This is a genomic window from Longimicrobiales bacterium, from assembly GCA_035764935.1.
Taxonomy (GTDB): Bacteria; Gemmatimonadota; Gemmatimonadetes; order Longimicrobiales; family RSA9; genus DASTYK01.
On the sequence record DASTYK010000139.1, the window covers coordinates 1 to 22,141 of the forward strand.

The following is a 22,141-nucleotide window of genomic DNA, read 5'->3' on the forward strand; positions in this document are numbered from 1 at the left end:
CGACGAGGCGCCCGCCGAGCCCGAAGAGGAAGACGCCGCGTTCGAGCTGCCGACGCTGGAGGACGGCGACGAGGCGAGCGCCGAGGCCGAAGAGGAAGACGCCGCGCTCGCCTGGCCGACGCTGGAGGACGGCGACGAGGCGACCGCCGAGACCGAAGAGGACGAGGCCGCGTTCGAGCTGCCGACACTGGACGAGGAGGACGAGGCCGCCTCCGAGCTGGCGACGCTGGACGGCGCCGCTGAGTCGATGGACGAGCAGCGCCCGGACGCGGAGTACGTCGTCGACGACATCGAGCTGCCCACCTTCGACACGGCGGCGCCCGCGGTGCAGCCGGAGCCGGAGCCGGAGGAGCCTGACGCGGCCGTGCAGGAGGATGCGGACGAGGAGCAGGCCAGCGCGCACGTCGCATTCGAGGAGCCGCTGCTCACGACCGACGGCACGGCCGCGGAGGACACCAGCGACCCGGCCGGCGTGCGGATCGACCGCTCGGGGGAGGCGATCGAGCGGGTCATCGTGGCGGCCCGCAGTGCGATCGACCGGGGCGACGTGGCCGGAGCGGTCGGGCGCCTGCTGTCGCTGCACCAGGAGCTGGATGATGCAGCGGCGTACGGGCGGGCGGCGGAGGAGGTCGGTGCGCTGCTGACCGAAACGCCGCAGGAGATCCGGCTGCACCAGGTGCACGTGGAGCTCGCGGAACGATCGGGCGACCGCGCGCTCCGGCTGGGTGCCTACCTGTCGCTCGCCAACGCGCTCGAGGAGTCGGGCGGTCTCGCCAAGGCCGCGGCGATCTACGAGCACGTCCTCGAAATCGAGCCCGACCACGCGGCGGCCCGCCAGGCGCTCGATGCGATCGAGCGGAAGCGCACGCCGCAGTACGTCGACCTCAAGTCGCTGCTGGAGCTGGACCGGCCGTCGGGCGAGACGCGCTACTTCGTCAACGAGGACAACCCCACCGGCGACGAGGACCGCGATTTCGCGGCCGTGCTGTCGCAGTTCAAGGCCAAGCTCGCCGAGCATGTCTCGCCCGAGGATGCGGAAGCCCACTACGACCTCGGCCTCGCGTTCAAGGAGATGGGGCTGCTCGACGAGGCGATCGAGCAGTTCCAGGTCGCGCTGCGCACGGGCGACGGTCGGCTGCGCGTCTACGAGGAGCTGGGCGACTGCTTCGTGCAGAAGGGACAGTTCTCGGTCGCGGTCAAGCTGCTCGAGCGTGCGCTGCAGCTGCCGGTCAAGGACGAGATGGACCGCGTGGGCCTGTACTACTACCTGGGTGCCGCCAACGAGCAGCTCGGGCGCACGGACCAGGCGCGCGACTCCTACGAGCGCGTGCTCGGCCTCGACATGACCTTCCGCGATGTCGCAGCGCGGCTCGCGCGTCTTTGACAGCCGTTGCGCAACTCCCTAGCTTCCCGGCGTTTACCCGATTCGCCCGGTGAGCTGATGCTCCGCACGACACTGCCGAAGCTCTCACAGATCCAGCACCCGGTCCGGCAGCACATGGACGGGGTGCTCGAGGAGCTTCGGCGGATCGTATTCTCCGATTACAAGCTGATCGGCGAGATCAACGATCACCTGCTCTGGTCGCGCGGCAAGCTGTTCCGTCCGACGCTGCTGCTGCTGTCCAACCAGATCGGTGACCGGCCGCACCCGCGCGCGACGACCCTTGCCGCCGTCGTCGAGCTCACGCACCTCGCCACGCTCGTGCATGACGACGCCGTCGACCATTCCGTGCTGCGGCGCGGGATGCCGACCGTCAACGCGCTCTGGAACCACCAGACCGCGGTGATCATGGGCGACTACCTGTACAGCCGCTCGATCACCGAGCTCACCATGTTCGACGATGTCGAGATGCTCCGCGTGCTCTCGCGCGCCGCGAACGAGATGAGCGTGGGCGAGCTGCGGCAGCTCGCGTCGTGCGACGCGCTGCAGTTCAGCGAGCGCGACTACGACCGGCTGATCGAGAGCAAGACGGCATCGCTGATGTCCGCCGCGTGCGAGATCGGCGCCGTCGCAGGCGACGCGTCCTTCCGCACGCCGCTCCGCGTGTACGGTTACGCGCTCGGCATGGCGTTCCAGATCGCCGACGACCTGCTCGACTACACGTCCGACGAGTCGGTGACCGGCAAGCCGGCCGGGCAGGACCTGCGCGAGCACAAGGTCACGCTGCCGCTGATCCGTGCACTGCCGCGCTTCACCCGTGCCGAGCGCGCCGAGGTCGACGCCTTCTTTGCCGATCCGGAGCCGAGCGACGACGGCATCCGCCGCATCGTCGAGCTGGTCACCGGACACGGTGGCCTGGAGTATGCCCGCTCCCGCGCGCGGGAATTCGGGGAACGTGCCGCACACGCGCTGGACGCGCTCCCCGCTGGCGAGCCCGTCGACGCACTGCGCGACGCGATCAGCTACGTCATCGACCGACGACACTGAGGCGAGGAACCTGGTATGGAGCGGACGGTAGCATGGTAGGGACCCGGCGCGCGGTTCCCCGGATGTTGTGGGCCCTGATCGTCGGACTCTTCCTCGGGGCACTCTTCACCAAGATCGCCGTCCTCTTCATGCCGGAGAGTGCGGCGCGCGAGTTCCTGACAACAGCGGTCTCGGCGTCGCTCGGTCCGCTCAGTATCGATCTGATCGCCGTGGCCCTCGTCATCGGGCCACTGACGTTGACGGTGAATGCCTTGAGCCTGGTCGGCATCCTGCTCGTTGCGCTCGTGATGCGGTCCTGGTTCTGATCACACGGAGAGAATCATGAACCCGTTCAACCTCGGCCCGTTCGAGCTCGTCTTCGTGCTCATCGTGCTGCTGCTGCTCTTCGGCGCGAAACGGCTCCCCGAGCTGGGCAGCGGGCTGGGCAAGGGCATCCGCGAGTTCAAGCGCTCGATGAGCGATATCAAGGGCGAGATCGAGCGCACCGACGAGCCCAACCGGATCCACCAGCCGCCGGCAAACAGCTCGATCCCGTCGGGTCAGCCGCGGCAGCAGACGCCGGTCACGCCGGCGACGCCCGTCCGCGAGGAGCGGGAGGCGGAGCGGCCGGTCGGGGAGTAGGCAACCGGACTTCGGCGCGCGGCCAGCCTGGCTCGTTGCGGCGTCATCAAGCGAAACTGCCCACCGGCCGGAGCCGGTGGGCAGTTCGTTATTGTGACTTCTGTGTTGCGCGGTCGGGCTCGCGCAGCGCGGGGAGTCGGTGCCAGTGGCCCGCGCCCGTGACGTCGGGCGTCTAGAACCCCAGCCCGCCCGTCATCGGCTGCTGCGCGGAGGCCGGCTGCAGCACCTGGTCGCGCGCATCCACGACCTTGGCATCCTCCTCGAGGGCGGCCAGGAACTGGTTCCAGCGCTGGTTCTGCAGCGAAGCGAGCGTCTGCTGGCGCAGCAGCGGCAGCTGTGCGCGGAACTGCTCCTCGTTGGCGAAGGTGCGGCCGGTCGACTCGAGGATGTAGAGCATCTCGTTCGCCTCGACGACGCCGCTGCGCTCGCCGGGCTCGAGTCCGAAGGCAGTGCCGATCGCGGCGTTGACCTGGCCGAGCCCGGGCACGTTGTCGCCGCGGGTGAACGGGCCCTGCTCCTGCAGCGCGACGTTCATCGACTGCGCGACCTGCTCCATGGAGGCACCGCCGTTCAGCTGCTCGAGTGCCTGGTTCGCGGTCTGACGCGCGCGCTCGAGCTTCTTCTCCGTCATGAGCCGCGTGCGGATCGCGTTGCGCGCCTCCTCGAAGGGGATCGTGCCGGCCGGTGAGCGGCCGGTGAGCTCGAGCATGTAGAACGCGTTCTCGCTTTCGAGCACGGGGCTCAGCTCGCCAACCTCGGGGGTCTCGTCGAACGCCCAGTCGGCGCCCTCGTCGACCGGCCCGATGAGCGCGATCACCGGGAAGTCCTCACTGAACGTGGCCTCGGACGGCGTGAGGCCGAACGTGCGCGCGATCTCGTCCAGTGAGCGGCTTTCCGCGAGTGCGTCCATCGAGTCCGCGCGCGCGAGCAGCGCGTCCTCGGACTCCAGCGAGCGCTCCACCGGCAGCAGGATGTGCCGGACCACCGCGCTGTCGCCGTCGCGCGACTCGACGCGCAGCAGGTGCCAGCCGTACATCGTGCGGATCGGCTCGCCGACCTGGCCGATGGGGCGGGAGAACGCGGCCTGGTCGAACTCGGGCACCGTCTGGCCGCGCCGGATCGTCAGCTCGCCGCCGTTCACTGCGGACACCGAGTCCGCCGACAGCGCGCGGGCCGCCGCGCCGAAATCGGCGCCATTCACGATCGCGGTGCGCAGCGAGTCGACGCGCGTGCGCACTGCGGCAGAGTCTGCACCCGTCGGCGCCTTGGGAATCGCAATGAAGCGTACGCTGGCCTGCGCCGACCGCTGCAGGTCCTCCTGGTGCTCATCGTACCAGCGCCGGATCTCCTGGTCCGTGACGGTGACCGCCTCGTCGGGAACGAGCAGGTTCGGATCGAACGCGAGGAAACGGACGGACGCCGTCTCGTTGGCGTCACGGTACATCTGCCAGAGATCGCCGTCGGTCAGGTGCGTGCCCGCGACCACCTGGAAGTACAGCTTGCTGCGCGGGATGATGTCGCGGTAGTACGCCTCGAGCTGCAGCAGGAGCTGGTTGTCGACAGCCGGCGACGCCAGGAACTGCGTGTACTTGTTCATGTCGAACTGACCGTTGGTCAGGAACATCGGGTTCGACATGAACTCCGCGGGCGGCACGCTGCGCGCCGCCTGCCGGATCTCGTCGTCGGTGACGCGGATGCCGCGGCGCTTCAGCTCGCGCTGGATCAGCTTGTCCGTGACGACCTGCTCCCACGCGCGCTCCTCGATCTGGCGGTTCATCGCGTTGGAGATCGCCTGCCCGCCCATCGCCGCCTGCTGCTGGTTGTACAGGTTGCGGTAGGCGAGCATGTACTCCTCGTACGTCACCGGCTCGCCTTCGACACGGCCGATCTCACCGCCCGACACCTGCGCGCCGGAACGACCGGTCGCGTCCATGCCCCACTCGAAGACCATCAGCGCGACGAACGCAAGTGCGGTGATCAGCATGATCCACTTCGTGTTCTCGCGCATCTGTCGCATGACCATAGGACTGCAGCTCCGGCGTCGTCAGAGACCTGGGTGTCTGGGAAAAACGGTAGCTCAGGAAGGTACCGACGCACGCGCGCGGGTTCAACCCGTGAGTGTCCCGGTTCGTTGACACCCTCGCGCGGGCTCGTCTATCTTCGTACACTCAGCCTTTCTCCCAGTGTTCAGCCCCGGAGCCCGTTCCCAGGATGGCCGAGTCACGTCGCGACGAGATCGCGAAACTCGAAGCGCTCTTCGCCAGCAATCCCGACGGTCGTGTCTTCACGCACCTCGCCGAGGCCTACCGGCGCGCGGGTGAGCTGGACCGGGCGCGCGACATCCTCGATCGCGGGCTGCAACGCCACCCCGACTACCCCAGCGCGCACGTCGTGCTCGGCCGCGTCTACGCCGATCTCGGTCGAGAGGAGGACGCCGTCACCTCCTTTCGCCGCGTGCTCGAGCTCGACCCCGAGAACCTGATCGCGCGCCGCTCCCTCGCCGAGGCAGCGCGCGCGGCCGGCCACGACGGGGACGCGCTGCTGCACTACCGCGAGCTGCTCCAGCAGGACCCCTCGGCGGCCGAAGTGCGCGAGATCGTCACGGAGCTGGAGACCCGGCTTCACGGCCCGCCGCCCGCTCCGCCGCCCGTCACCCAGCCGTCCTGGAGCGCGTCGCGCGACGAGCAGTCGTGGGACACCCCCGAACCTGCGATCGGCGGCGGTGCCGGCGGCTTCGGCGAGACGGGGCCAGTTGAACCGCCCGCGTTCGGTGATGTCGACCTGGGTGGCAGCTTCGGCCAGGCGACGCCGGAGCCCGCCGAGCCTGCGCCCTCCCCGTTCGATCCGGTGCCGCTGGACCTCAGCGGCATCGATTTCGGCGGCGCGGGGGCGGCGGCCTCCGACGAGCCGGAGCAGCCGGCCGCGGATCACGCCTACGACGCCACCGGCTGGGACGAGTGGCCCGCGGCGGCAGGAGCCGCGTCTGGCGACGTGGAGGAGGACGAGTCGCCGGAGCTGACGGCCGCAGAGAACCAGGGGGACGCGTACGCGATCGAGCCGCTGGAGCCGGCCGGCGCGGGACACGGCCACGAGGACACGCAGAGCCTCGAGGCGCCGGACGCGACGGCCGCGGGACACGCTGGTGAGGACAGCGACGCGACCGAGCCGGTCTACACCGGCGAGCCGGAGCCGTTTGCGGGCCGACCCACGGTCGAAGCGCCTCTCGAGCAGGACGCGGAGGGCGCGGCCGAGTACGACGAGGACACCGGACACACCGGCGACCAGCAGCATGTGGAGCCGGACCGGGCGCCGGCCGCGGGCCGGGCGTACGCCGCGGAGCAGCACGCGGCCCCCAGCGACTACGGTGTGCCCACCGAAACGCTGGCCACGCTGTACGAGGCGCAGGGCTTCCCGGATCGCGCGGCCGCGGTGTACCGCGCGCTGTTGCGGGATCGCCCGGACGACGAGCGCCTTCGCGAGCGCGCACGCGCCGCCGAGGAAGCGGCCGCCGCGCTGCGCGCGGAACGCACGGGCATCGAGGAAACGCGCGAAGTCTGGCTGAGCGGCACCACGGACTCGTGGGACAGCGGCGACCAGCCGCGCACGGCCTACGCATGGCAGGACGACGAGGAGGACGACGAGCCGGTCGCGGCCGCGCCGTCGATCGGCGAGTACCTGCAGCGCGTGCTGTCCTGGCATCCGGCGGAGACCGAAGGCGTCGCCGGGACGGATACGGCGGCGGAGGACGCCCCACAGCCGTGGCACACCGCGGACATCTCTGCGCCGGGCCCCGACGAGCCGCTGCAGCCATGGGACGCGGCCGAGCCGGAGGCCGCCGCGCGCGACGAAGTCATCGAGCCCTGGGAGACCCGGGCCGAAGAAGAGGACACCGGCGACCTGGACACCATCGACGGCTTCGTGTTCGGCGCGGAGCCGGCTGCGGAGGCAGCGCCCGCGCCCGAATCCGGGATGGAGATCGAGTACGGCTACGGCCTTGCGCCGGGCGAGAGTGCGTTCGGTGCGCATCCGCCCGCGGAGCCGGAAGCCGGCGAGACGGACGTCGCCGCGGACTGGACTCCGGAAGGGGCAGGGGAGGAACCGGCCGCCGCAGAGCAGGAATCGGTCGAGGAGCCGTTCGTCGCCGCAGAGTCGGAATCGGCCGAGGAGCCGTTCGTCTTCGGGGAGGCCTCCGAGCCCGATGTGTCCCGGCCGTTCGGTGTACGGTCCGGCGATTCTGGGCTGCACCTGGACACGCTGCTGCCGCTGCCGCCGGAGGACGAGGTCGCGGAGGAGCAGCCCACGACGTGGTTCGAGCCGGCGGCGTCGCAGGATTCACTGGCCCACGAGCCGCCGCCGTTCCAGTTCGAGGAGCGCGCGGCCGCCCCTGCGGAACCGGTTGCCGAGCCGCTGCCGTTCGAGCTGGATGAGCCCGTGGCGGCAGAAGAGCCGGTCGCCGAGCCGCTGCCGTTCGACCTGGATGAGCCCGATACAGGCGCGGACGGGCCGGACGCCGAGCCGCTGCCCTTCGACTTCGAGCAGATCGGCACGGATCCCGGAGTGCCGGCGGCCGAGCCGCTGCCGTTCGACCTGGCTGCGCTGGGTGCCGATGTCGATGACGAACCCGGTGAGCCGCTCCCGTTCGAGCTGGCCGACGCCGAGGCCGCGCCGTGGGCGCAGCACGACGCCGGCGGTGAGGAACCGGCCCCGGTTGGAGAGCCCGACGACGGCATGCTGGAGCTGCACGAGGCGGAGGCGGTGAACGAGGCGCCCGAGCCGGCCATGGAGGGCTGGGACCCGACGATCGCGCTGGCCGACGTCGCGCCTGTTCCGCACACCCGGCCCGAGCCGAGGCTGCGCGTCGAGGGCGGAGCGCGCCCCGAGCCGCCTGCCGCCGAGCGGTCCAGGCCGCCCCAGGAGGAGGACGAGGACGAGGACCTCGAGATGTTCCGCTCGTGGCTGCAGAGCCTCAAGCGATGAGGATCGCCGTCGTTCACGGGCCGAACCTCAACCTGCTGGGGCAGCGCGAGCCGGAGCTTTACGGCACCGCCACCCTTGCGGAAATCGATGCCGAGTGCGTACGAGTGGGGGCGGAAGTGGGCCTGGAGGTCGAATCGTTCCAGGCCAACGCGGAAGGCGCGCTGATCGACTACATTCATGGCGCGGCGCCCCGCGTCGCAGCATTTGTGGTGAATGCGGGCGGCTACACGCATACCAGCGTGGCCCTGCTGGACGCGCTGGTCGGCGTCGGTCGCCCGTTCGTGGAAGTGCATTTGACGAACCTGAGTGCACGCGAGGAGTTCAGGCAGCGGTCGCTGCTGGCTCCACGTGCCTCCGGGATCATCCAGGGTTTCGGCCCGGCAGGCTACGCGCTCGCGATTCGCGGGCTGGCGGGCAGGCTGGGCCGGGCGGTGGCGCCGGAATCGGCGGCCGCCGCGCTGTAAGGAGCCGATCATGCCCGCGAAGAGCGGACAGAAGAAGAGCGCGGCCGCCAGCAACGGCCAGCCGCGTGAGGGGGGCAGCCAGGTCCAGCTCATGATGGACCTGGACTTCCTGAAGGGACTCATCGAGGCGGTCGATGACAGTGGCATCGACACGCTCGAGATCAACCGCGCGGGTACGCGCATCCGGATCTCGAAGACGCCGACTGCCACCGTTGCAGCGGTGCCCTCGGTTGTGCCGGCGGCTGCACCGCCCGTCGCGCTGCCCGCACCTGCCGGAGCACCTGCGGCGGCGCCGGCATCCGCTCAGTCCGCAGACCCGGTGGCGGCCGCCGCGCCGGCGGAAACGGCAGCGGCGTCGAACCTCACCGATATCACGTCCCCGATGGTCGGCACGTTCTACCGCGCGCCCGCACCGGAGGCACCGGCCTATGTCGAGGTCGGCAGCACCGTGCACAAGGGACAGACGCTCTGCATCCTCGAGGCGATGAAGCTCATGAACGAGCTCGAGAGCGAGGTCGACGGCGTCGTGCGCGAGATCCTCGTCGAGAACGCGGACCCGGTCGAGTACGGCCAGGTCCTGTTCCGCATCGAGCCGGCCTGATGCCGCCTCGGGCTGTCTGCACGCGGCGCGACGTCCCGGGACGCCGCGCCGCGCTTCACGTCCGCATACAACGAAATCAATGTTCCGCAAGGTTCTGATCGCCAACCGCGGCGAGATCGCGCTCCGCGTGATCCGCGCATGCCGCGAGATGGGCGTGCGCACCGTCGCCGTCTACAGTGAGGCCGACCGCGAGTCGCTGCACGTCCGGTTCGCCGATGAAGACGTCTGCATCGGCCCGCCCCCCGCGGCGGGCAGCTACCTCAACATTCCCCGCCTGATTGCGGCGGCCGAGGTCACCGGTGCCGATGCAATCCACCCCGGCTACGGATTCCTCGCCGAGAACGCCGAGTTCGCCGAGATCTGCGAGCGCAGCGACATCACGTTCATCGGGCCGTCGCCCGAGTCGATCCGGCTCATGGGCGACAAGGCGATGGCGCGCAAGACGATGATGGGCGTCGACGTGCCGACCGTGCCCGGCAGTGAAGGCGCGATCGAGGACCCCGACGAGGCGTTCGCCGTCGCCCGCGAGATCGGGTTCCCCGTCATCATCAAGGCTGCGGCCGGCGGCGGCGGCAAGGGCATGCGCGTCGCCAACTCGGAAGAGCAGTTCCTGCAGCTCTTCCAGATGGCGCAGAACGAAGCGCGCAGCGCGTTCGGCGACCCGTCGGTCTACCTCGAGAAGTACCTCGTCAAGCCGCGCCACATCGAGATCCAGCTCATCGGCGACCGCTACGGCCACATCGTGCATCTCGGTGAGCGCGAGTGCTCGCTGCAGCGGCGTCACCAGAAGCTGATCGAGGAAGCGCCGTCGGTCGCCGTCGACGAGGACCTGCGCGCGCGCATCGGCGAGGCGGCGGTGCGGGGCGCGGCCGCGATCGGGTATTACTCGGCGGGAACCGTGGAATTCCTGCTCGACGAGGACGGCAGCTTCTACTTCATGGAGATGAACACGCGCATCCAGGTCGAGCACCCGGTGACGGAGCTGGTGACCGGGATCGATCTCGTGAAGGAGCAGATCCGCGTCGCCGCCGGCGAGCACCTGTCGATCCCGTCACAGGACGCCGTCGAGTATCGCGGTCACTCGATCGAGTGCCGCATCAACGCCGAGGACCCCGCGCGCAACTTCGCACCGAGCCCCGGCGTCATCAGCATCTTTCATCCGCCGGGCGGGCCGGGCGTGCGCGTCGACTCGCACGCGTACGCAGGCTACCGCGTGCCGCCGAACTACGACTCGCTGATCGGCAAGCTGATCGTGCACGCGAACACCCGTGACGAGGCGATCGCCCGCATGCGCCTCGCGCTCGAGTCGCTCATCATCGAAGGCGTGCACACGACGACGCCGTTCCTGCTCGAGCTGATGGCCGACGAACACTTCGTGGAGGGCAACTTCGATACGAAGTTCGTGGAGCGGTGGATGGCGGAGCGGAAGGAAGCGGCGGTGGCTTGAGGCTCGGGCCGGCCGGGCCGTCGGGGCCGGCTGGGCCGTCGGCGTCACCGGCCAGCCCGGCCCGCCGTTCGCCCTGACGGCCCCGCCGGCCCAGCCGGCTCAGCCGGCCCGAGCCTCAAGCCGTTCGCCCTGACGGCCCAGCCGGCCCTGACGGCCCCGCCTCAAGCCGTTCGCCCTGCCGGCCCCGCCGGCCCCAACGGCCCGCCGTACGCCCCGACGGCCCAGCCGGCCCCTACGGCCCTGACGGCCCCCCCGGTCCCCCCGGCCCCTTCTCCCCCCTGACCCGCACCCTCACCCACTCGATCCGCCGTCCCTCCGTCGAGACGATCTCGAAACGCGCCTCCGGCGTTTCCACCACGTCGCCCTGCTTGCCCAGGCGGCCGAGGCGCTCGATCAGGTAGCCCGCGATCGTCGCGTGGTCGGACTCCGGCAACTCGAGATTCAGGCGGTCATTGACCTCGTAGATGCTGGTGCCGCCGGACAGTCGCCAGGAGCCGTCGGGCGCCCGGCGCATCGCTTCGAAGTCCGGGTCGTGCTCGTCGCGAATGTCGCCGATGATCTCCTCGAAGAGATCCTCCAGGGTGACGATGCCTGCCGTGCCGCCGTACTCGTCGATCACGACCGCCATGCTGATCCGGTCGCGGCGCATTTCGCGGATCAGGTCCTCGACGGGCTTGCTCTCGGGAACGAAACGCGGATGGCGCAGGATGGAGCGCAGCTCGGCGTCGGGTTCCTGGCGCGCACGCAGCAGATCGCTCACGGTGATGATGCCGACGATGTCGTCGATCGACTCCTCGTAGACCGGGTAGCGCCGGTGGCCGTGCCGGGTGAACAGCTCCAGCGCGCCGTCGAGACCGTCCTCGATGTCGAGTGCGATCACGCGCGTGCGTGGCGTCATCACCTCGTCCACGCGGACCTCGCTCAGGTTCATCACGTTGGTGACGACCTTCCACTCCTCCTCGTCGAGCGTTCCCTCACGGCGTCCGATCTCGGCCAGGATCTCGATCTCGGCGCGCGAGACGGTCGGACCCTTCTCACCCGACGGGGTGATCAGCCGGTTGAACCACGCCAGCGGGATAAGCACCGGCTTGAGCAGGATGATCAGCACGCGCAGCACGTAGGCGGCGGGCGGACCGAGCTGCTTCCAGAACGTCGCACCGATCGTTTTCGGCAGAATCTCCGACAGCACGAGAATGGCGAGCGTCAGCAGTGCGGAGAACAGTGCGATCCATGCGTCGCCGAACACGCGCAGCGCGAGCGCACCGCCAACGGAGGCGCTGACCGTGTGCGCAATCGTGTTCAGTGTCAGGATCGCAGCGATCGGCTCATCGATGTTCGCGCGCATGCGCGCGAGCAGATCGCCGCTCCGCTCCCCGCGCTCCTGGAGCAGCGCAACGTAGGAGTGCGTCATCGAGAGCAGCACCGCCTCCAGGATCGAGCACATGAAGGAGATGGCAAGGCCCAGCGTGATGACGAGGATGAGCGCGGTCAAATGTCCTCCGGGGTGACACGCCCGCCGGCGAGCAGCGTCTGCGGGGCTGGAGGGCAAGGTAGACACCACGAGGGTGGCTGCCAACCGGCGCCGCTTGTTCCGCGCCTCTTTTTTCCGCTATCTTTTCCGCCATGCTGACCGAATCCCAGCGACGACAGCTTCTCGGGCTGGCGATCCTCGCGCTCGCCCTGTTCGTCGGACTCAGCCTGATCCCCGTTTCGCTTTTCGGTGATGGCGCACGCGCGCTCTTCCCCGATGGCAACATCATGGGCGTGCTCGGCGCTGCGATCGCACGCGTGGGGTTCGGCGTCTTCGGCGCTGGAATTCTGCTCGTTCCTGTCGTGCTGGTGCTTTCGGGTGCGCGGCTGTTCGGCCGGCTCGAGCATTCCTCCGCCGGCCGCTGGGCCGCGTTTCTCGCGGGGCTCGCGTTCCTGCTGCCGGCGATCGCCGCGCTCTGGGCCGACAACGCGCAGTTCGACAATTCGCCCTTCCTTCCCGAAGCGGCGGCAGGCTGGATCGGCCGCACCCTGGCGCTGCCGCTCGTCGCACTGCTCGGCATCGTCGGTGCGCTGATCACCTTCGTCATCCTGCTCATCGGCCTTACCATCGCCACGCTCGGCTGGCCGGAGCGTCGCGAGCATGAGCAGGGCGACGTCCTGCCCGACGAACCCCAGCCGATTCCCGCGTTCGTCGGCCGCGCGAGCGAGCCGGAGCCGGAAGCGGTTTCGACGGAGGGCGACGGCGTCGTCAAGGCGACCGCGCGCGCACTCACCGACGGCGCGCGCGCCGCGCTCAATCCGCTGCGCGCGGTGAAGAAGGCGGCGAAGAGCGAGCACGTGCTCGAGGACACGGGCAATCCCGGCTCCGACGACCGGCCGCCCGTGCACCTGCTGAGCGAGGGCGTCGCACGCGACCACGCGCTCAGCGCCAGCGAGCTGGACCGCCTCGGCGAGGTGCTGATCCAGACGCTGCGCACGTTCAAGGTCGAGGGGCAGATCGCAGGACGCACGACGGGACCCGTCGTCACGCAGTTCGAGGTCGTGCCCGCGCCGGGTGTGAAGGTGAACCGCATCGCCGCACTCGACGCCGACCTCGCCCTCGCACTGCGCGCGCCCAGCATCCGCATCGTCGCGCCGATCCCGGGCAAGGGCGCCGTCGGTGTAGAGGTGCCGAACCCGGAGCCGGACACCGTCTACCTGCGGCCGCTGCTGGAAACGGCGGCGTTCCAGAAGGCACGCGGCACACTGCCGCTCGCACTGGGCCGCGACCTCACCGGCAAGCCGTACGTCGCCGACCTCGCCAGGATGCCGCACCTGCTGATCGCGGGCGCGACCGGCTCCGGCAAGTCGATCTGCATCAACACGCTGATCACCTCGCTCATCTACCGACACTCGCCGCGCTCGCTGCGACTGCTCATGGTCGACCCGAAGATGGTCGAGCTCAGCATGTACGCGGACCTGCCCCACCTCAGGCATCCGGTCGTCACGCATCCGCAGGACGCCGCGACCGTGCTCAAGTGGGCGGTGATGGAGATGGAGCGGCGCTACGCACTGCTGTCCGTGAACGGCACGCGCTCGCTCGCCGAGTTCAACCAGCGCGTCAACGACGAGGTGCCGCTCAAGCGCGCGGAGCCGGTCGGCGACGAGGACGACCCCGAGCGCTGGACGTACACCGAGGGGCCGCTGCCGTACATCGTCGTCGTCGTCGACGAGCTCGCCGACCTGATGATGACCGTGCAGGCCGAAATCGAGAAGCCGCTCGCACAGCTCGCGCAGAAGGCGCGCGCGATCGGCATCCACCTGATCGTCGCCACGCAGCGGCCCAGCGTGAACGTCATCACGGGTCTGATCAAGGCGAACTTCCCCTGCCGGATCGGATTCCGCGTCAGCTCCAAGGTCGACTCGCGCACCATCCTCGACCAGAACGGCGCCGACGCACTGCTCGGCAACGGCGATATGCTGTTCCTGCCGCCCGGCACGTCCGATCCCGTGCGCATCCAGGGCGCGTACCTGTCGACCGAGGACACCGAGCGCCTCATGTCGTGGTACCGCGAACAGGCAATCGAGGAACCCCGCGCCGAGGACGACATCCTCGAGTACGTCCGCTCACGTGAGGCGAGCGCCGACGCCGACGACCAGCTCGACATGATCGAGGAGCGCGACGAGCTGTTCCGCCAGGCGGCCGAGATCTGCATGCAGCACAACCAGGGCTCGACGTCGCTGCTGCAGCGCCGGCTCCGCGTCGGCTACGGCCGCGCAGCGCGCATCATCGACCAGCTCCACAACGCCGGCATCCTGGGCCCGCCCGACGGGTCCAAGCCGCGCGAGGTGCTGGTGGGGATGGAATCGCTGGAGCACGTGCTGGGCGAGGACTGAGGGGGCTCGCTCCACGAGCAGCGCGCTGAGCGGGTGAAGACGGCGCGGGCCTGTTCCGGGGGCCCAACGACACGGAGTCGCGGAGCACGTGCCGGACGAGGACTGAGGCGACTCGCTGCACGAGCAGCGCGCGGAGCGGGTGAGGATGGCGTCGCTGGAGCACGTACCGGGCGAGGACTGAGGCGGACTTGCTCCAGGAGCAACGCGCGGAGTAGGTGAGGATCTAAGGCAACGTTGCACGCATCGCCGCGCGGTCGGACGCGAGCAACATTGGCTGTGATAATCAAAGGCAATGTTGCACGCATCGCGGCGGCATCGAACGCGAGCAACGTTGGCTGCGATAATCAAAGGCAACGTTGCACGCATCGCCGCGACAGCGGACGCGAGCAACATTGCCTGCGATGGTCAAAGCAAGATTGCAAACCGCCCTTCCATTGTATCACGCCCTCCGTCCTCCCGATCCACCGCGTCCGGATGCCGACCTCATCCCGGCGACATCGAACCCAACCCAACACAGCTGAGTTGGTGTTAGCCCCAGGCCCGCCCAACCCCCCGTCGGCGGCAGCACGCTGCGGAACGGCCGCCCGCATGCCCGGGTATCGGTCTGGATGAAGCGAATTCTGCTCGTTGCCGCCCTGGTTGCAGCCGTCGTGCTCATCGCGCTGGTCACGCGGGATCGGCTGCCGCGCGTGGAGGAGGTGGCGGACACGGTGCCGGGCGCCGTGATCGCGCCTGGCCTGCCGCTCGGTCCGGACTCGATTCCGGCCGATTCGCTGGGGCAGGACTCCGTCCAGGCGGACTCGCTCCCGGACGACACGCTGCCCCCTGACAGCGGCCCCACGGATCCCTCTGCATCGCGGGGGACGGGTGCCGCTTCGTCCACCCCCGGCGGTCAGGCCGGCAACGGTGCCGCGAGCCCCACCAGCGGCGAGGCGGTACCGTCGGGCCCCGCTGCCCGGCAGAGCCCTGGCGGCTCGGGGCAGCAGCTCACCGCCGATGCGATCCTCGCCCGGGCCGCCGCTGCCTACGCGGACGTGCAGTCGATGCAGGCGGAGTTCGCGATGACCATGACCAACCCGCTGCTGCGCCGCACCACGAACAGCCGGGGGACGCTCTATCAGCGGCGGCCGGACCGGATCGCGCTGCGCTTCTCGCAGCCGGATGGTGACCGGATCGTGAGCGACGGCGAGTACTTCTGGGTCTACTATCCGAGCGTCGACGAGAAGCAGGTGCTCCGGATGCCGGCTTCGCAGGGCGCGAGCGGTGGCGTGGACCTGCAGGCGCAGTTCATCGGTGACCCGACGGAGCGATTCGAGGCGACGCTGCACGGCACCGAGGACGTGGGCGGCCGCTCCGCGCACGTGCTCACGCTGGTGCCGCGCGGGCGCGTCGGCTACACCTCGCTCAAGGTCTGGCTCGACACGCGCGACTACCTCGCGCGGCGCTTCGAGATCACCGAAGAGAACGGGTCGGTGCGGCGGTTCGATCTGAGCGGGCTGCGACCCAACGTGAGGCTGGGTGACGACGTCTTCCGCTTCACGCCGCCGGCCGGCGCGCGCATCGTCGACCGTCGCTGACGTCGCCGTGGGGGCATCGGACGTCGACGCGAATGCCGGCGAGACTCGACGCACGTACGAGCCGTTCACAGTTTGATCCAGACCCGGGGGTGGCCTATACTTCGCCCCCGGGCTTTCCTTTTTTCGAAGCCACTGCATGACGACGACGAGCCGTAGACCACCCCTCCCGGTGCTGGGACAGCGCGCAGCGAGCGCACCGGCTCCGGCGATCGCGCGTGATCCCTCTGCCCCGCGAGTACGCCTCGTCACCCTTGGCTGCGACAAGAACACCGTCGACTCGGAGCGGCAGCTCGGCCGGCTGATGGGCGCGGGCGCCCGCCTCGTGGGCGAGGCGGAAAGCGCCGACGTCGTCGTGATCAACACGTGCGGCTTCATCGACGCCGCCCGCGAAGAGTCCGTCGACGCCATCCTCGATGCCGTGCGGCTCAAGGAGGCGGGCAGCATCCGCGCTGTCGTCGCCATGGGCTGCCTGGTGCAGCGCTACAAGGAAGAGCTCGAGACGGAGCTGCCGGAGGTCGACCTCTTCATCCGGCTGACCGAGGCCGAGCAGCTCGTGCCGCAGCTCCGCGCACGGGGTGTGCTGCCGCCGGCGGACGCCGTTTCGACGATGGAGCGGCCACTGCGCGTGCTCTCCACGCGCACGCGCCACACGTCCTATCTCAAGATCAGCGAAGGCTGCGATCACGGCTGCGCGTTCTGCGCGATCCCGCTGATGCGCGGCAAGCACCGCTCGACGCCGATCGACGCGCTGGTGCGCGAGGCGCAGCAGCTTTCCGCTGCAGGCGTCGTCGAGCTGAACGTCATTTCGCAGGACACGACGTGGTACGGCCGCGACCTGCTGCGCGGCAACGCACCCGCAGAGGGTGACCTGTTCGTCGGCAGGGTGTTCCCGCGCATGGCCGGAAGCGCTGCGGACGGCAGCAACCACGGCCATGGTGCGGCACCCGGTAACGGCGCGGCAACCGGACACGGCGCGGCAACCGGTAGTCAGGCGGCAACCGGAATACCCGCCGTTTCCCCCGGGCCCCGGCCCGGGCCCACGGCCCCGGCCCGCCGTTCCATCTCGAATCCGATCTCGAATTCACGCCGCGGCCTCCTGCCCGATCTGCTCACAGCGCTGCTCGAGCAGACCGACGTTCCCTGGCTGCGCCTCTTCTACATGTACCCGTCCGGCATCTCGCGCGAGCTGGTCGAGCTGATGGCACGCGAGCAGCGCATCGTGCCGTACCTCGATATGCCGATCCAGCATGGTGCCGACGCGGTGCTGACGCGGATGCGGCGCCCCGAGCGGCAGGCCACGATTCGCGAGCGCGTCTCCTGGCTGCGCGAGGCGATTCCTGACCTGTCGCTGCGCACGACGCTGATCATCGGCTTCCCGGGCGAGACCGAAGACGACTTAGAGGAGCTGCTCGAGCTGCTCGAGGAGGTGCGCTTCGATCACCTCGGCGCATTCCCGTACTCGGTCGAGGAAGGAACCCCGGCGGCGACGATGCCGGAACGCGTGCCGGACAGCGCGGTGCGCGAGCGCCTCGAGCGACTCTTCGAGCTGCAGCGCTCGATCACCATGGAACGCAACGAACGGTGGATCGGCCGCGAGGCGACCGTGCTGGTCGATTCACTGGTTGGCCGTGACAGTGGGATGGACGCTGCAACGGAGACGGACGCCGCAACCGACCACGCAGGGGACATCCACGTGAACGGGCGCGGCGCTGTCGGCCGCACGGTCGGACAGGCGCTGGAGATCGATGGTGTCGTGCACATCGGTGACAGCGGCGATGCGCAGCCGGGCGAGTTCGTACGCGTGCGCATCGATGACGTACTGGACGACGACCTGATCGGCACGCGGACCGACGGAGGGGAGGGAGGAGCGTGAGCACGGTGACGGCGAGTGAAAGTGCGCGTCTGTTCCATCGCGCGCAGCAGCTGATTCCGGGCGGCGTCAATTCACCCGTGCGCGCGTTCGGCAAGGTCGGCGCGGAGCCGTTCTTCGTCGATCATGCCGCGGGCGCGCGGCTCTTCGACGTCGACCGACGCGCCTACCTCGACTACGTGATGAGCTGGGGTGCGCTGATGCTGGGGCATGCGCATCCCTCCATCGTGCGCGCGCTCTCCGAGGCGGTGATGCGCGGCACCAGCTACGGCGCGCCGAGCGGCGCGGAAGTCGAGCTGGCTGAGCTGGTCGTCGAGCTGGTGCCATCCGTGGAGATGGTCCGCTTCGTGAACAGCGGCACGGAAGCGACGATGTCCGCGCTGCGACTCGCGCGCGCGGCGACCGGTCGCGACGTCGTCGTCAAGTTCGAAGGCTGCTACCACGGTCACGCGGATTACTTCCTCGTGAAGGCGGGCAGTGGCGTCGCGACGTTCGGGCTGCCCGACTCACCCGGTGTCCCGCGCGCCGCGGCCGAGCTCACACGAACCGCGCCGTACAACGACGTCGATGCACTGCGCGCGCTGTTCGAAGCGGAAGGCGAACGCATCGCCTGCGTCATCATCGAACCGGTCGTGGGCAACAGCGGGTTCATCCCGCCCGTGCCCGGGTTCCTCGAGAGTGTGCGCGCAATCACGCGCGAGCACGGCGCGCTGCTCATCCTCGACGAGGTCATGACAGGCTTCCGCGTGGCCGCGGGCGGTGCACAGCAGCGGTTCGGGATCGAGCCGGACCTGACGACGCTCGGCAAGGTGATCGGCGGCGGACTGCCGGTGGGCGCGTACGGCGGCAGTCGCGCACTGATGGAGCGCATCGCTCCCGCCGGTCCCGTCTACCAGGCGGGCACGCTGTCCGGCAATCCGCTCGCAATGGCCGCGGGTATCGCGCAGCTCCTCTTCCTGCGGGAAAGCGAGCCGCACGCAGAGCTGGAGGCGCGCGCGCAGCGGCTCGTCGAAGGCGTCACGAGTGCAGCACGCGAGCTCGGCATCCCGGCGTGGGGCGGTGCGCTGGGCGCGATGTTCGGCTGGCACTTCGTCGAGGGGCCGGTTCGCACGTTCGCCGATGCGCAGCGGGTGGACCTGGAGTTCTTCGCGCGCTTCTACCGCGCCTGCCTGGAACGCGGCGTGTTCCTGCCGGCCTCACCGTTCGAGGCGATGTTCCTCTCGACCGCGCACACGGATGCGGACATCGACCACACGGTCGAGCAGATCACAGCAGCCATGAAGGAGGCGCAGCAATGAGCCGTGCGGCGCGCGCTCTCGTCCTGACCACGCTCCTCGCGGCCGCCTGCCGGCCGGGCGAGCCGACGGGTCCCGCCCCTTCGCCTGGCGGCCTGCCGAGCCGCGAGCCGGTGGTACGCGTCGGCGTGATCGTCGACAGTGCGACGGTGGGCGTCAGCTCCAGCGCGCGCTTCACGATCCTGGAATCGTCCGGTGACGTCGTCGCGCGCGGTGAGCCCGGCGAGGTCTTCGTCGTGCGGAACAGCGGCGGCGTGCTGCGCGGTCAGTCCGACCGCGGAGGGCAGTTCAGCGGCAGCGCGCAGACGCTGCGTGTCCGTGCGGAGAACGACACGGTGCGCCTGGGTGGCCGCCCGTACCGCGGGGAGGCGCTGGTCCGCATCGCGGACAGCGGCGTGACGGCCATCAACGTGCTCGAGCTGGAGGCCTACCTGCTGGGCGTCGTGCCGCGCGAGATCGGGCGCCGTCCGGCGAACGAGATCGATGCGATGAAGGCGCAGGCAGTCGCCGCGCGCACGTATGCGGTCGGCAACATGAACGGCCGCTCCAACCTCGGTTTCGATTTCTACGCGACCGTGCAGGACCAGGTCTACGGCGGCGCGAGCGACGAGGACTCGATCGTGTCGCGGGCCGTGCACGAGACGCGCGGTGAGATCCTCACGCACAACGGCCGCCCGATCCTTGCCTACTACAGCTCGACGTGCGGCGGCAGGACCGCGTCCATCGAGGAGTCGTGGGCCGGCCGCGCGCCGCTGCCGTACCTGCGCTCGGTGTCGGACCGCGTGCCCGGCACCGACCAGCACTACTGCGACACGTCCAGCCGCTTCCGCTGGCAGAACGACTGGACGCGCGAGGAGCTGGTGCAGGTGCTCGGCGAAACACTGCGCGCACACACGCGCGGCGCAGTGCAGAGCGTGCAGCGCGTGAACGACGTGCGCATCGTCGATCGCAACGCGTCCGAGCGGGTCACCATCGACGTCACGGCAGATGGACAGACGTATCGCGTGCGCATGGACTCGCTCCGCTGGGTGCTGCGCACTGAACCGGGCGGGCCGATCCTGAACAGCTCCATGCTGCTCGAGCTCGAGGCCACCACCGGCGACGATGGCACCGTCGAGCACCTGCACGTCGAGGGCGGCGGCTGGGGTCACGCGATCGGGATGTGCCAGGTCGGCGCGATGGGGCGTGCGCGCGCGGGGCAGTCGTACCGCGAGATCCTGGCGGCGTACTACACGGGCGCGCGACTGGAACGGCTGTACTAGGGAGCAGTCGTTGTTCAGGGGCCCGCGCGGCTGGATCGGCTGCTCCGGGTGCGGTGGCGTTCAGGACTGGACGTTACGGCGTCGAAGAACACTGGGATCAACGTGACGGAGGGTGGATGCGGAAGCTGCTGCTGTTCGGCTTTCTGATGCTTACGAGCGTGTCTGCCGCGCAGGCGCAGACCCTCGCCGACTACGACTACGAGAACCTCACGTTCCGTGGCTTCGGCTTCGACTACGGCTACATCTGGCCGAACAAGGTCGAATCCACGGATCAGTACAGTGTGCGGCTCGACCTGGGCTTCCTCGGCCCGGCGGTGCGCATCTCGTCCACGCTCTCGTACTGGAGCTCCGCCTTCAAGGAGCCCGAGCTGCAGCGCCTTGCCGACCGGCTCGAGCAGCTGCCGGCGCTGCAGGAGCAGGGCGTCGATCTCACGGCCGCCGACCTGGGTCGCGTTCGGTGGAGCGACGTATCCGCGACGGTCGACGCGCAGATGGTGTGGACCGTGCCGGGCAACATCATCACGTTCCTCGGCGCGGGGCTCGGCATCCATGCGCTGAACGGCCGCGGCACCTCGATCGAGGACACGTTCGTAGAGGACCTGCTCGACTCGATCAGCCCGGCGGTCGCGTTCTCCACGGGTGCGGAGTACCAGCTGCTCGAGCGCCTGCGCATCTACGGCGAAGGCCGCTACACACTGCTCAGCGACATCCACTACCCCGGCGTGCGCGCCGGCATCTCCATCATGCTGCCGCAACGTCCGGCCAGTGCCGGCACGACAGGAATCGACCGATGACGGTGCGCGTCGGCCTGCTCGGCCTCGGCTCCATCGCGCAGGTGGTGCACCTGCCGATCCTGGCGCAGCTCGACGGCGTCACGCTCGACGTCGTCGGCGATGCGGACGACGTGAAGACGCGCACGATCGGCGGCCGCTTCGGCGCCCGCGCCATGCGCACCGACGAGCAGGTGTACGAAGCCGACATCGATGCGATCGTGATCTGCACGCCGAACCATCGCCACGAGGAGCAGGCGATCGCGGCAATGGAGGCGGGCAAGCACGTGCTCGTCGAAAAGCCGCTCGCACTGACCGAGGAGGGGTGCGAGCGCGTCATCGAGACCGCACGGCGCACGGGACGCACGCTGATGGTCGCGATGAACAACCGCTACCGCCCCGACACGCAGGCGATCAAGCCCTTTGCCGACGGCGGCGAGCTCGGCCGCATCTTTCTGACGCGCGGCGCCTGGCTCAACAAGAAGGTCCGCCACGCACGCCCGACCTGGCGTCACCGGCTGGCCACCGCCGGGGGCGGCGCAATGATGGACCTCGGTGTGCAGGCGCTCGACCTCTGCCTGTGGGTCATCGGCTACCCCAGGGTCGGGGGCGTCGTCGCGCACACCCACACCCCGCCCGGCGCCGAAGTCGAGGACACCGGCGCGATCCTGGTCCGCCTCGAGGACGGCGCCGCCGTCTCGCTCACCGTGAGCTGGAGCCTCGTCGCGGAGCGCGACCGCCACTACATGCGCCTCCTCGGCACCCGCGGCTCCGCCATGATTCAGCCCGTTGCGGTCTACAAGGAGGGCGACGCCGGCCTGCTCGACGTCACGCCCCGCCTCCCTCCACCCGGCCGCGAGAACGCCTACACCGCCTCGTACCGCAACACGCTCACGGAATTCGTCCGCGCGGTCCGGGGCGAGGTCGAGCTGCCGCTGCCCACGGAGCAGGTGCGACTGATG

The 22,141-nt window shown here is 69.7% G+C and carries 17 protein-coding genes; 15 read left to right on the forward strand and 2 right to left on the reverse strand.

The features are described 5' to 3' along the window. The 4 genes from VFU06_11215 to tatA form a co-directional block, all read left to right on the forward strand. On the forward strand, positions 1–1,384 hold a 1,384-nt coding region (locus tag VFU06_11215; protein ID HEU5209949.1), incomplete at its 5' end, for a tetratricopeptide repeat protein. Positions 1,385–1,441: 57 nt separating this feature from the next. Beyond that, positions 1,442–2,428: a polyprenyl synthetase family protein gene (locus VFU06_11220; protein HEU5209950.1), complete on the forward strand. Its 987-nt coding sequence runs from the start codon at positions 1,442–1,444 to the stop codon at positions 2,426–2,428. A 32-nt stretch (positions 2,429–2,460) separates the two neighbouring features. Then, the gene (locus tag VFU06_11225; protein HEU5209951.1) at positions 2,461–2,733 is read left to right on the forward strand and encodes a hypothetical protein; all 273 of its coding nucleotides are present in this window, start codon (positions 2,461–2,463) and stop codon (positions 2,731–2,733) included. Between the two features lie 16 nt (positions 2,734–2,749). Further along, entirely contained in the window at positions 2,750–3,049 is a 300-nt protein-coding gene (tatA, locus tag VFU06_11230) for a twin-arginine translocase TatA/TatE family subunit (protein ID HEU5209952.1), read from the forward strand. Positions 3,050–3,221: 172 nt separating this feature from the next. Here the strand turns inward: tatA and VFU06_11235 are convergent, their stop codons facing one another. After that, complete coding sequence (locus VFU06_11235) at positions 3,222–5,072, reverse strand: SurA N-terminal domain-containing protein (protein HEU5209953.1); 1,851 nt, start codon at positions 5,070–5,072, stop codon at positions 3,222–3,224. A gap of 188 nt (positions 5,073–5,260) precedes the next feature. Between VFU06_11235 and VFU06_11240 the strand changes: the two genes are divergently transcribed. From VFU06_11240 to accC, 4 genes are all read left to right on the forward strand, one after another. After that, positions 5,261–8,026, forward strand: coding sequence for a tetratricopeptide repeat protein (locus tag VFU06_11240; GenBank protein HEU5209954.1), 2,766 nt, complete (start codon positions 5,261–5,263; stop codon positions 8,024–8,026). Then, entirely contained in the window at positions 8,023–8,490 is a 468-nt protein-coding gene (gene aroQ / locus VFU06_11245; protein HEU5209955.1) for a type II 3-dehydroquinate dehydratase, read from the forward strand. Before VFU06_11240 ends, aroQ begins: the two co-directional genes overlap by 4 nt. 10 nt (positions 8,491–8,500) lie before the next feature. Then, positions 8,501–9,091, forward strand: a complete 591-nt coding sequence (accB, locus tag VFU06_11250; GenBank protein ID HEU5209956.1) for an acetyl-CoA carboxylase biotin carboxyl carrier protein — start codon at positions 8,501–8,503, stop codon at positions 9,089–9,091. Positions 9,092–9,170: 79 nt separating this feature from the next. After that, complete coding sequence (gene accC / locus VFU06_11255; GenBank protein HEU5209957.1) at positions 9,171–10,538, forward strand: acetyl-CoA carboxylase biotin carboxylase subunit; 1,368 nt, start codon at positions 9,171–9,173, stop codon at positions 10,536–10,538. Between the two features lie 232 nt (positions 10,539–10,770). On the opposite strand, the gene VFU06_11260 is transcribed toward accC, so the two are convergent. Beyond that, complete coding sequence (locus VFU06_11260) at positions 10,771–12,030, reverse strand: hemolysin family protein (protein HEU5209958.1); 1,260 nt, start codon at positions 12,028–12,030, stop codon at positions 10,771–10,773. Positions 12,031–12,161: 131 nt separating this feature from the next. Between VFU06_11260 and VFU06_11265 the strand changes: the two genes are divergently transcribed. The 7 genes from VFU06_11265 to VFU06_11295 form a co-directional block, all read left to right on the forward strand. Beyond that, a complete protein-coding gene (locus tag VFU06_11265; protein HEU5209959.1) occupies positions 12,162–14,405 on the forward strand; it encodes a DNA translocase FtsK 4TM domain-containing protein in 2,244 nt (747 codons plus the stop codon). 608 nt (positions 14,406–15,013) lie between these two features. Next, positions 15,014–15,982: an outer membrane lipoprotein carrier protein LolA gene (locus tag VFU06_11270; protein ID HEU5209960.1), complete on the forward strand. Its 969-nt coding sequence runs from the start codon at positions 15,014–15,016 to the stop codon at positions 15,980–15,982. A gap of 136 nt (positions 15,983–16,118) precedes the next feature. After that, positions 16,119–17,855: a radical SAM protein gene (locus VFU06_11275; protein ID HEU5209961.1), complete on the forward strand. Its 1,737-nt coding sequence runs from the start codon at positions 16,119–16,121 to the stop codon at positions 17,853–17,855. Further along, positions 17,852–19,150, forward strand: a complete 1,299-nt coding sequence (gene hemL, locus VFU06_11280) for a glutamate-1-semialdehyde 2,1-aminomutase (GenBank protein ID HEU5209962.1) — start codon at positions 17,852–17,854, stop codon at positions 19,148–19,150. Before VFU06_11275 ends, hemL begins: the two co-directional genes overlap by 4 nt. Continuing rightward, entirely contained in the window at positions 19,147–20,409 is a 1,263-nt protein-coding gene (locus VFU06_11285) for a SpoIID/LytB domain-containing protein (GenBank protein HEU5209963.1), read from the forward strand. The genes hemL and VFU06_11285 overlap by 4 nt, the downstream gene beginning before the upstream one ends. Positions 20,410–20,525: 116 nt before the next feature. Beyond that, positions 20,526–21,203 (forward strand): hypothetical protein, encoded by a 678-nt coding sequence (locus tag VFU06_11290; GenBank protein HEU5209964.1) that lies wholly within the window; start codon positions 20,526–20,528, stop codon positions 21,201–21,203. After that, positions 21,200–22,141 (forward strand): Gfo/Idh/MocA family oxidoreductase (locus VFU06_11295; GenBank protein HEU5209965.1); only part of this gene is annotated, 942 nt, incomplete at its 3' end. The genes VFU06_11290 and VFU06_11295, both read left to right, overlap by 4 nt.

Bases quoted from the DNA above. Each gene is read 5' to 3' on its own strand.
- VFU06_11220 (HEU5209950.1), top strand. From the start codon at position 1,442: ATGCTCCGCACGACACTGCCGAAGCTCTCACAGATCCAGCACCCGGTC.
- VFU06_11225 (HEU5209951.1), top strand. From the start codon at position 2,461: ATGGTAGGGACCCGGCGCGCGGTTCCCCGGATGTTGTGGGCCCTGATC.
- tatA (HEU5209952.1), top strand. From the start codon at position 2,750: ATGAACCCGTTCAACCTCGGCCCGTTCGAGCTCGTCTTCGTGCTCATC.
- VFU06_11235 (HEU5209953.1), bottom strand. From the start codon at position 5,072: ATGGTCATGCGACAGATGCGCGAGAACACGAAGTGGATCATGCTGATC.
- VFU06_11240 (HEU5209954.1), top strand. From the start codon at position 5,261: ATGGCCGAGTCACGTCGCGACGAGATCGCGAAACTCGAAGCGCTCTTC.
- aroQ (HEU5209955.1), top strand. From the start codon at position 8,023: ATGAGGATCGCCGTCGTTCACGGGCCGAACCTCAACCTGCTGGGGCAG.
- accB (HEU5209956.1), top strand. From the start codon at position 8,501: ATGCCCGCGAAGAGCGGACAGAAGAAGAGCGCGGCCGCCAGCAACGGC.
- accC (HEU5209957.1), top strand. From the start codon at position 9,171: ATGTTCCGCAAGGTTCTGATCGCCAACCGCGGCGAGATCGCGCTCCGC.
- VFU06_11265 (HEU5209959.1), top strand. From the start codon at position 12,162: ATGCTGACCGAATCCCAGCGACGACAGCTTCTCGGGCTGGCGATCCTC.
- VFU06_11270 (HEU5209960.1), top strand. From the start codon at position 15,014: ATGAAGCGAATTCTGCTCGTTGCCGCCCTGGTTGCAGCCGTCGTGCTC.
- VFU06_11275 (HEU5209961.1), top strand. From the start codon at position 16,119: ATGACGACGACGAGCCGTAGACCACCCCTCCCGGTGCTGGGACAGCGC.
- VFU06_11285 (HEU5209963.1), top strand. From the start codon at position 19,147: ATGAGCCGTGCGGCGCGCGCTCTCGTCCTGACCACGCTCCTCGCGGCC.
- VFU06_11290 (HEU5209964.1), top strand. From the start codon at position 20,526: ATGCGGAAGCTGCTGCTGTTCGGCTTTCTGATGCTTACGAGCGTGTCT.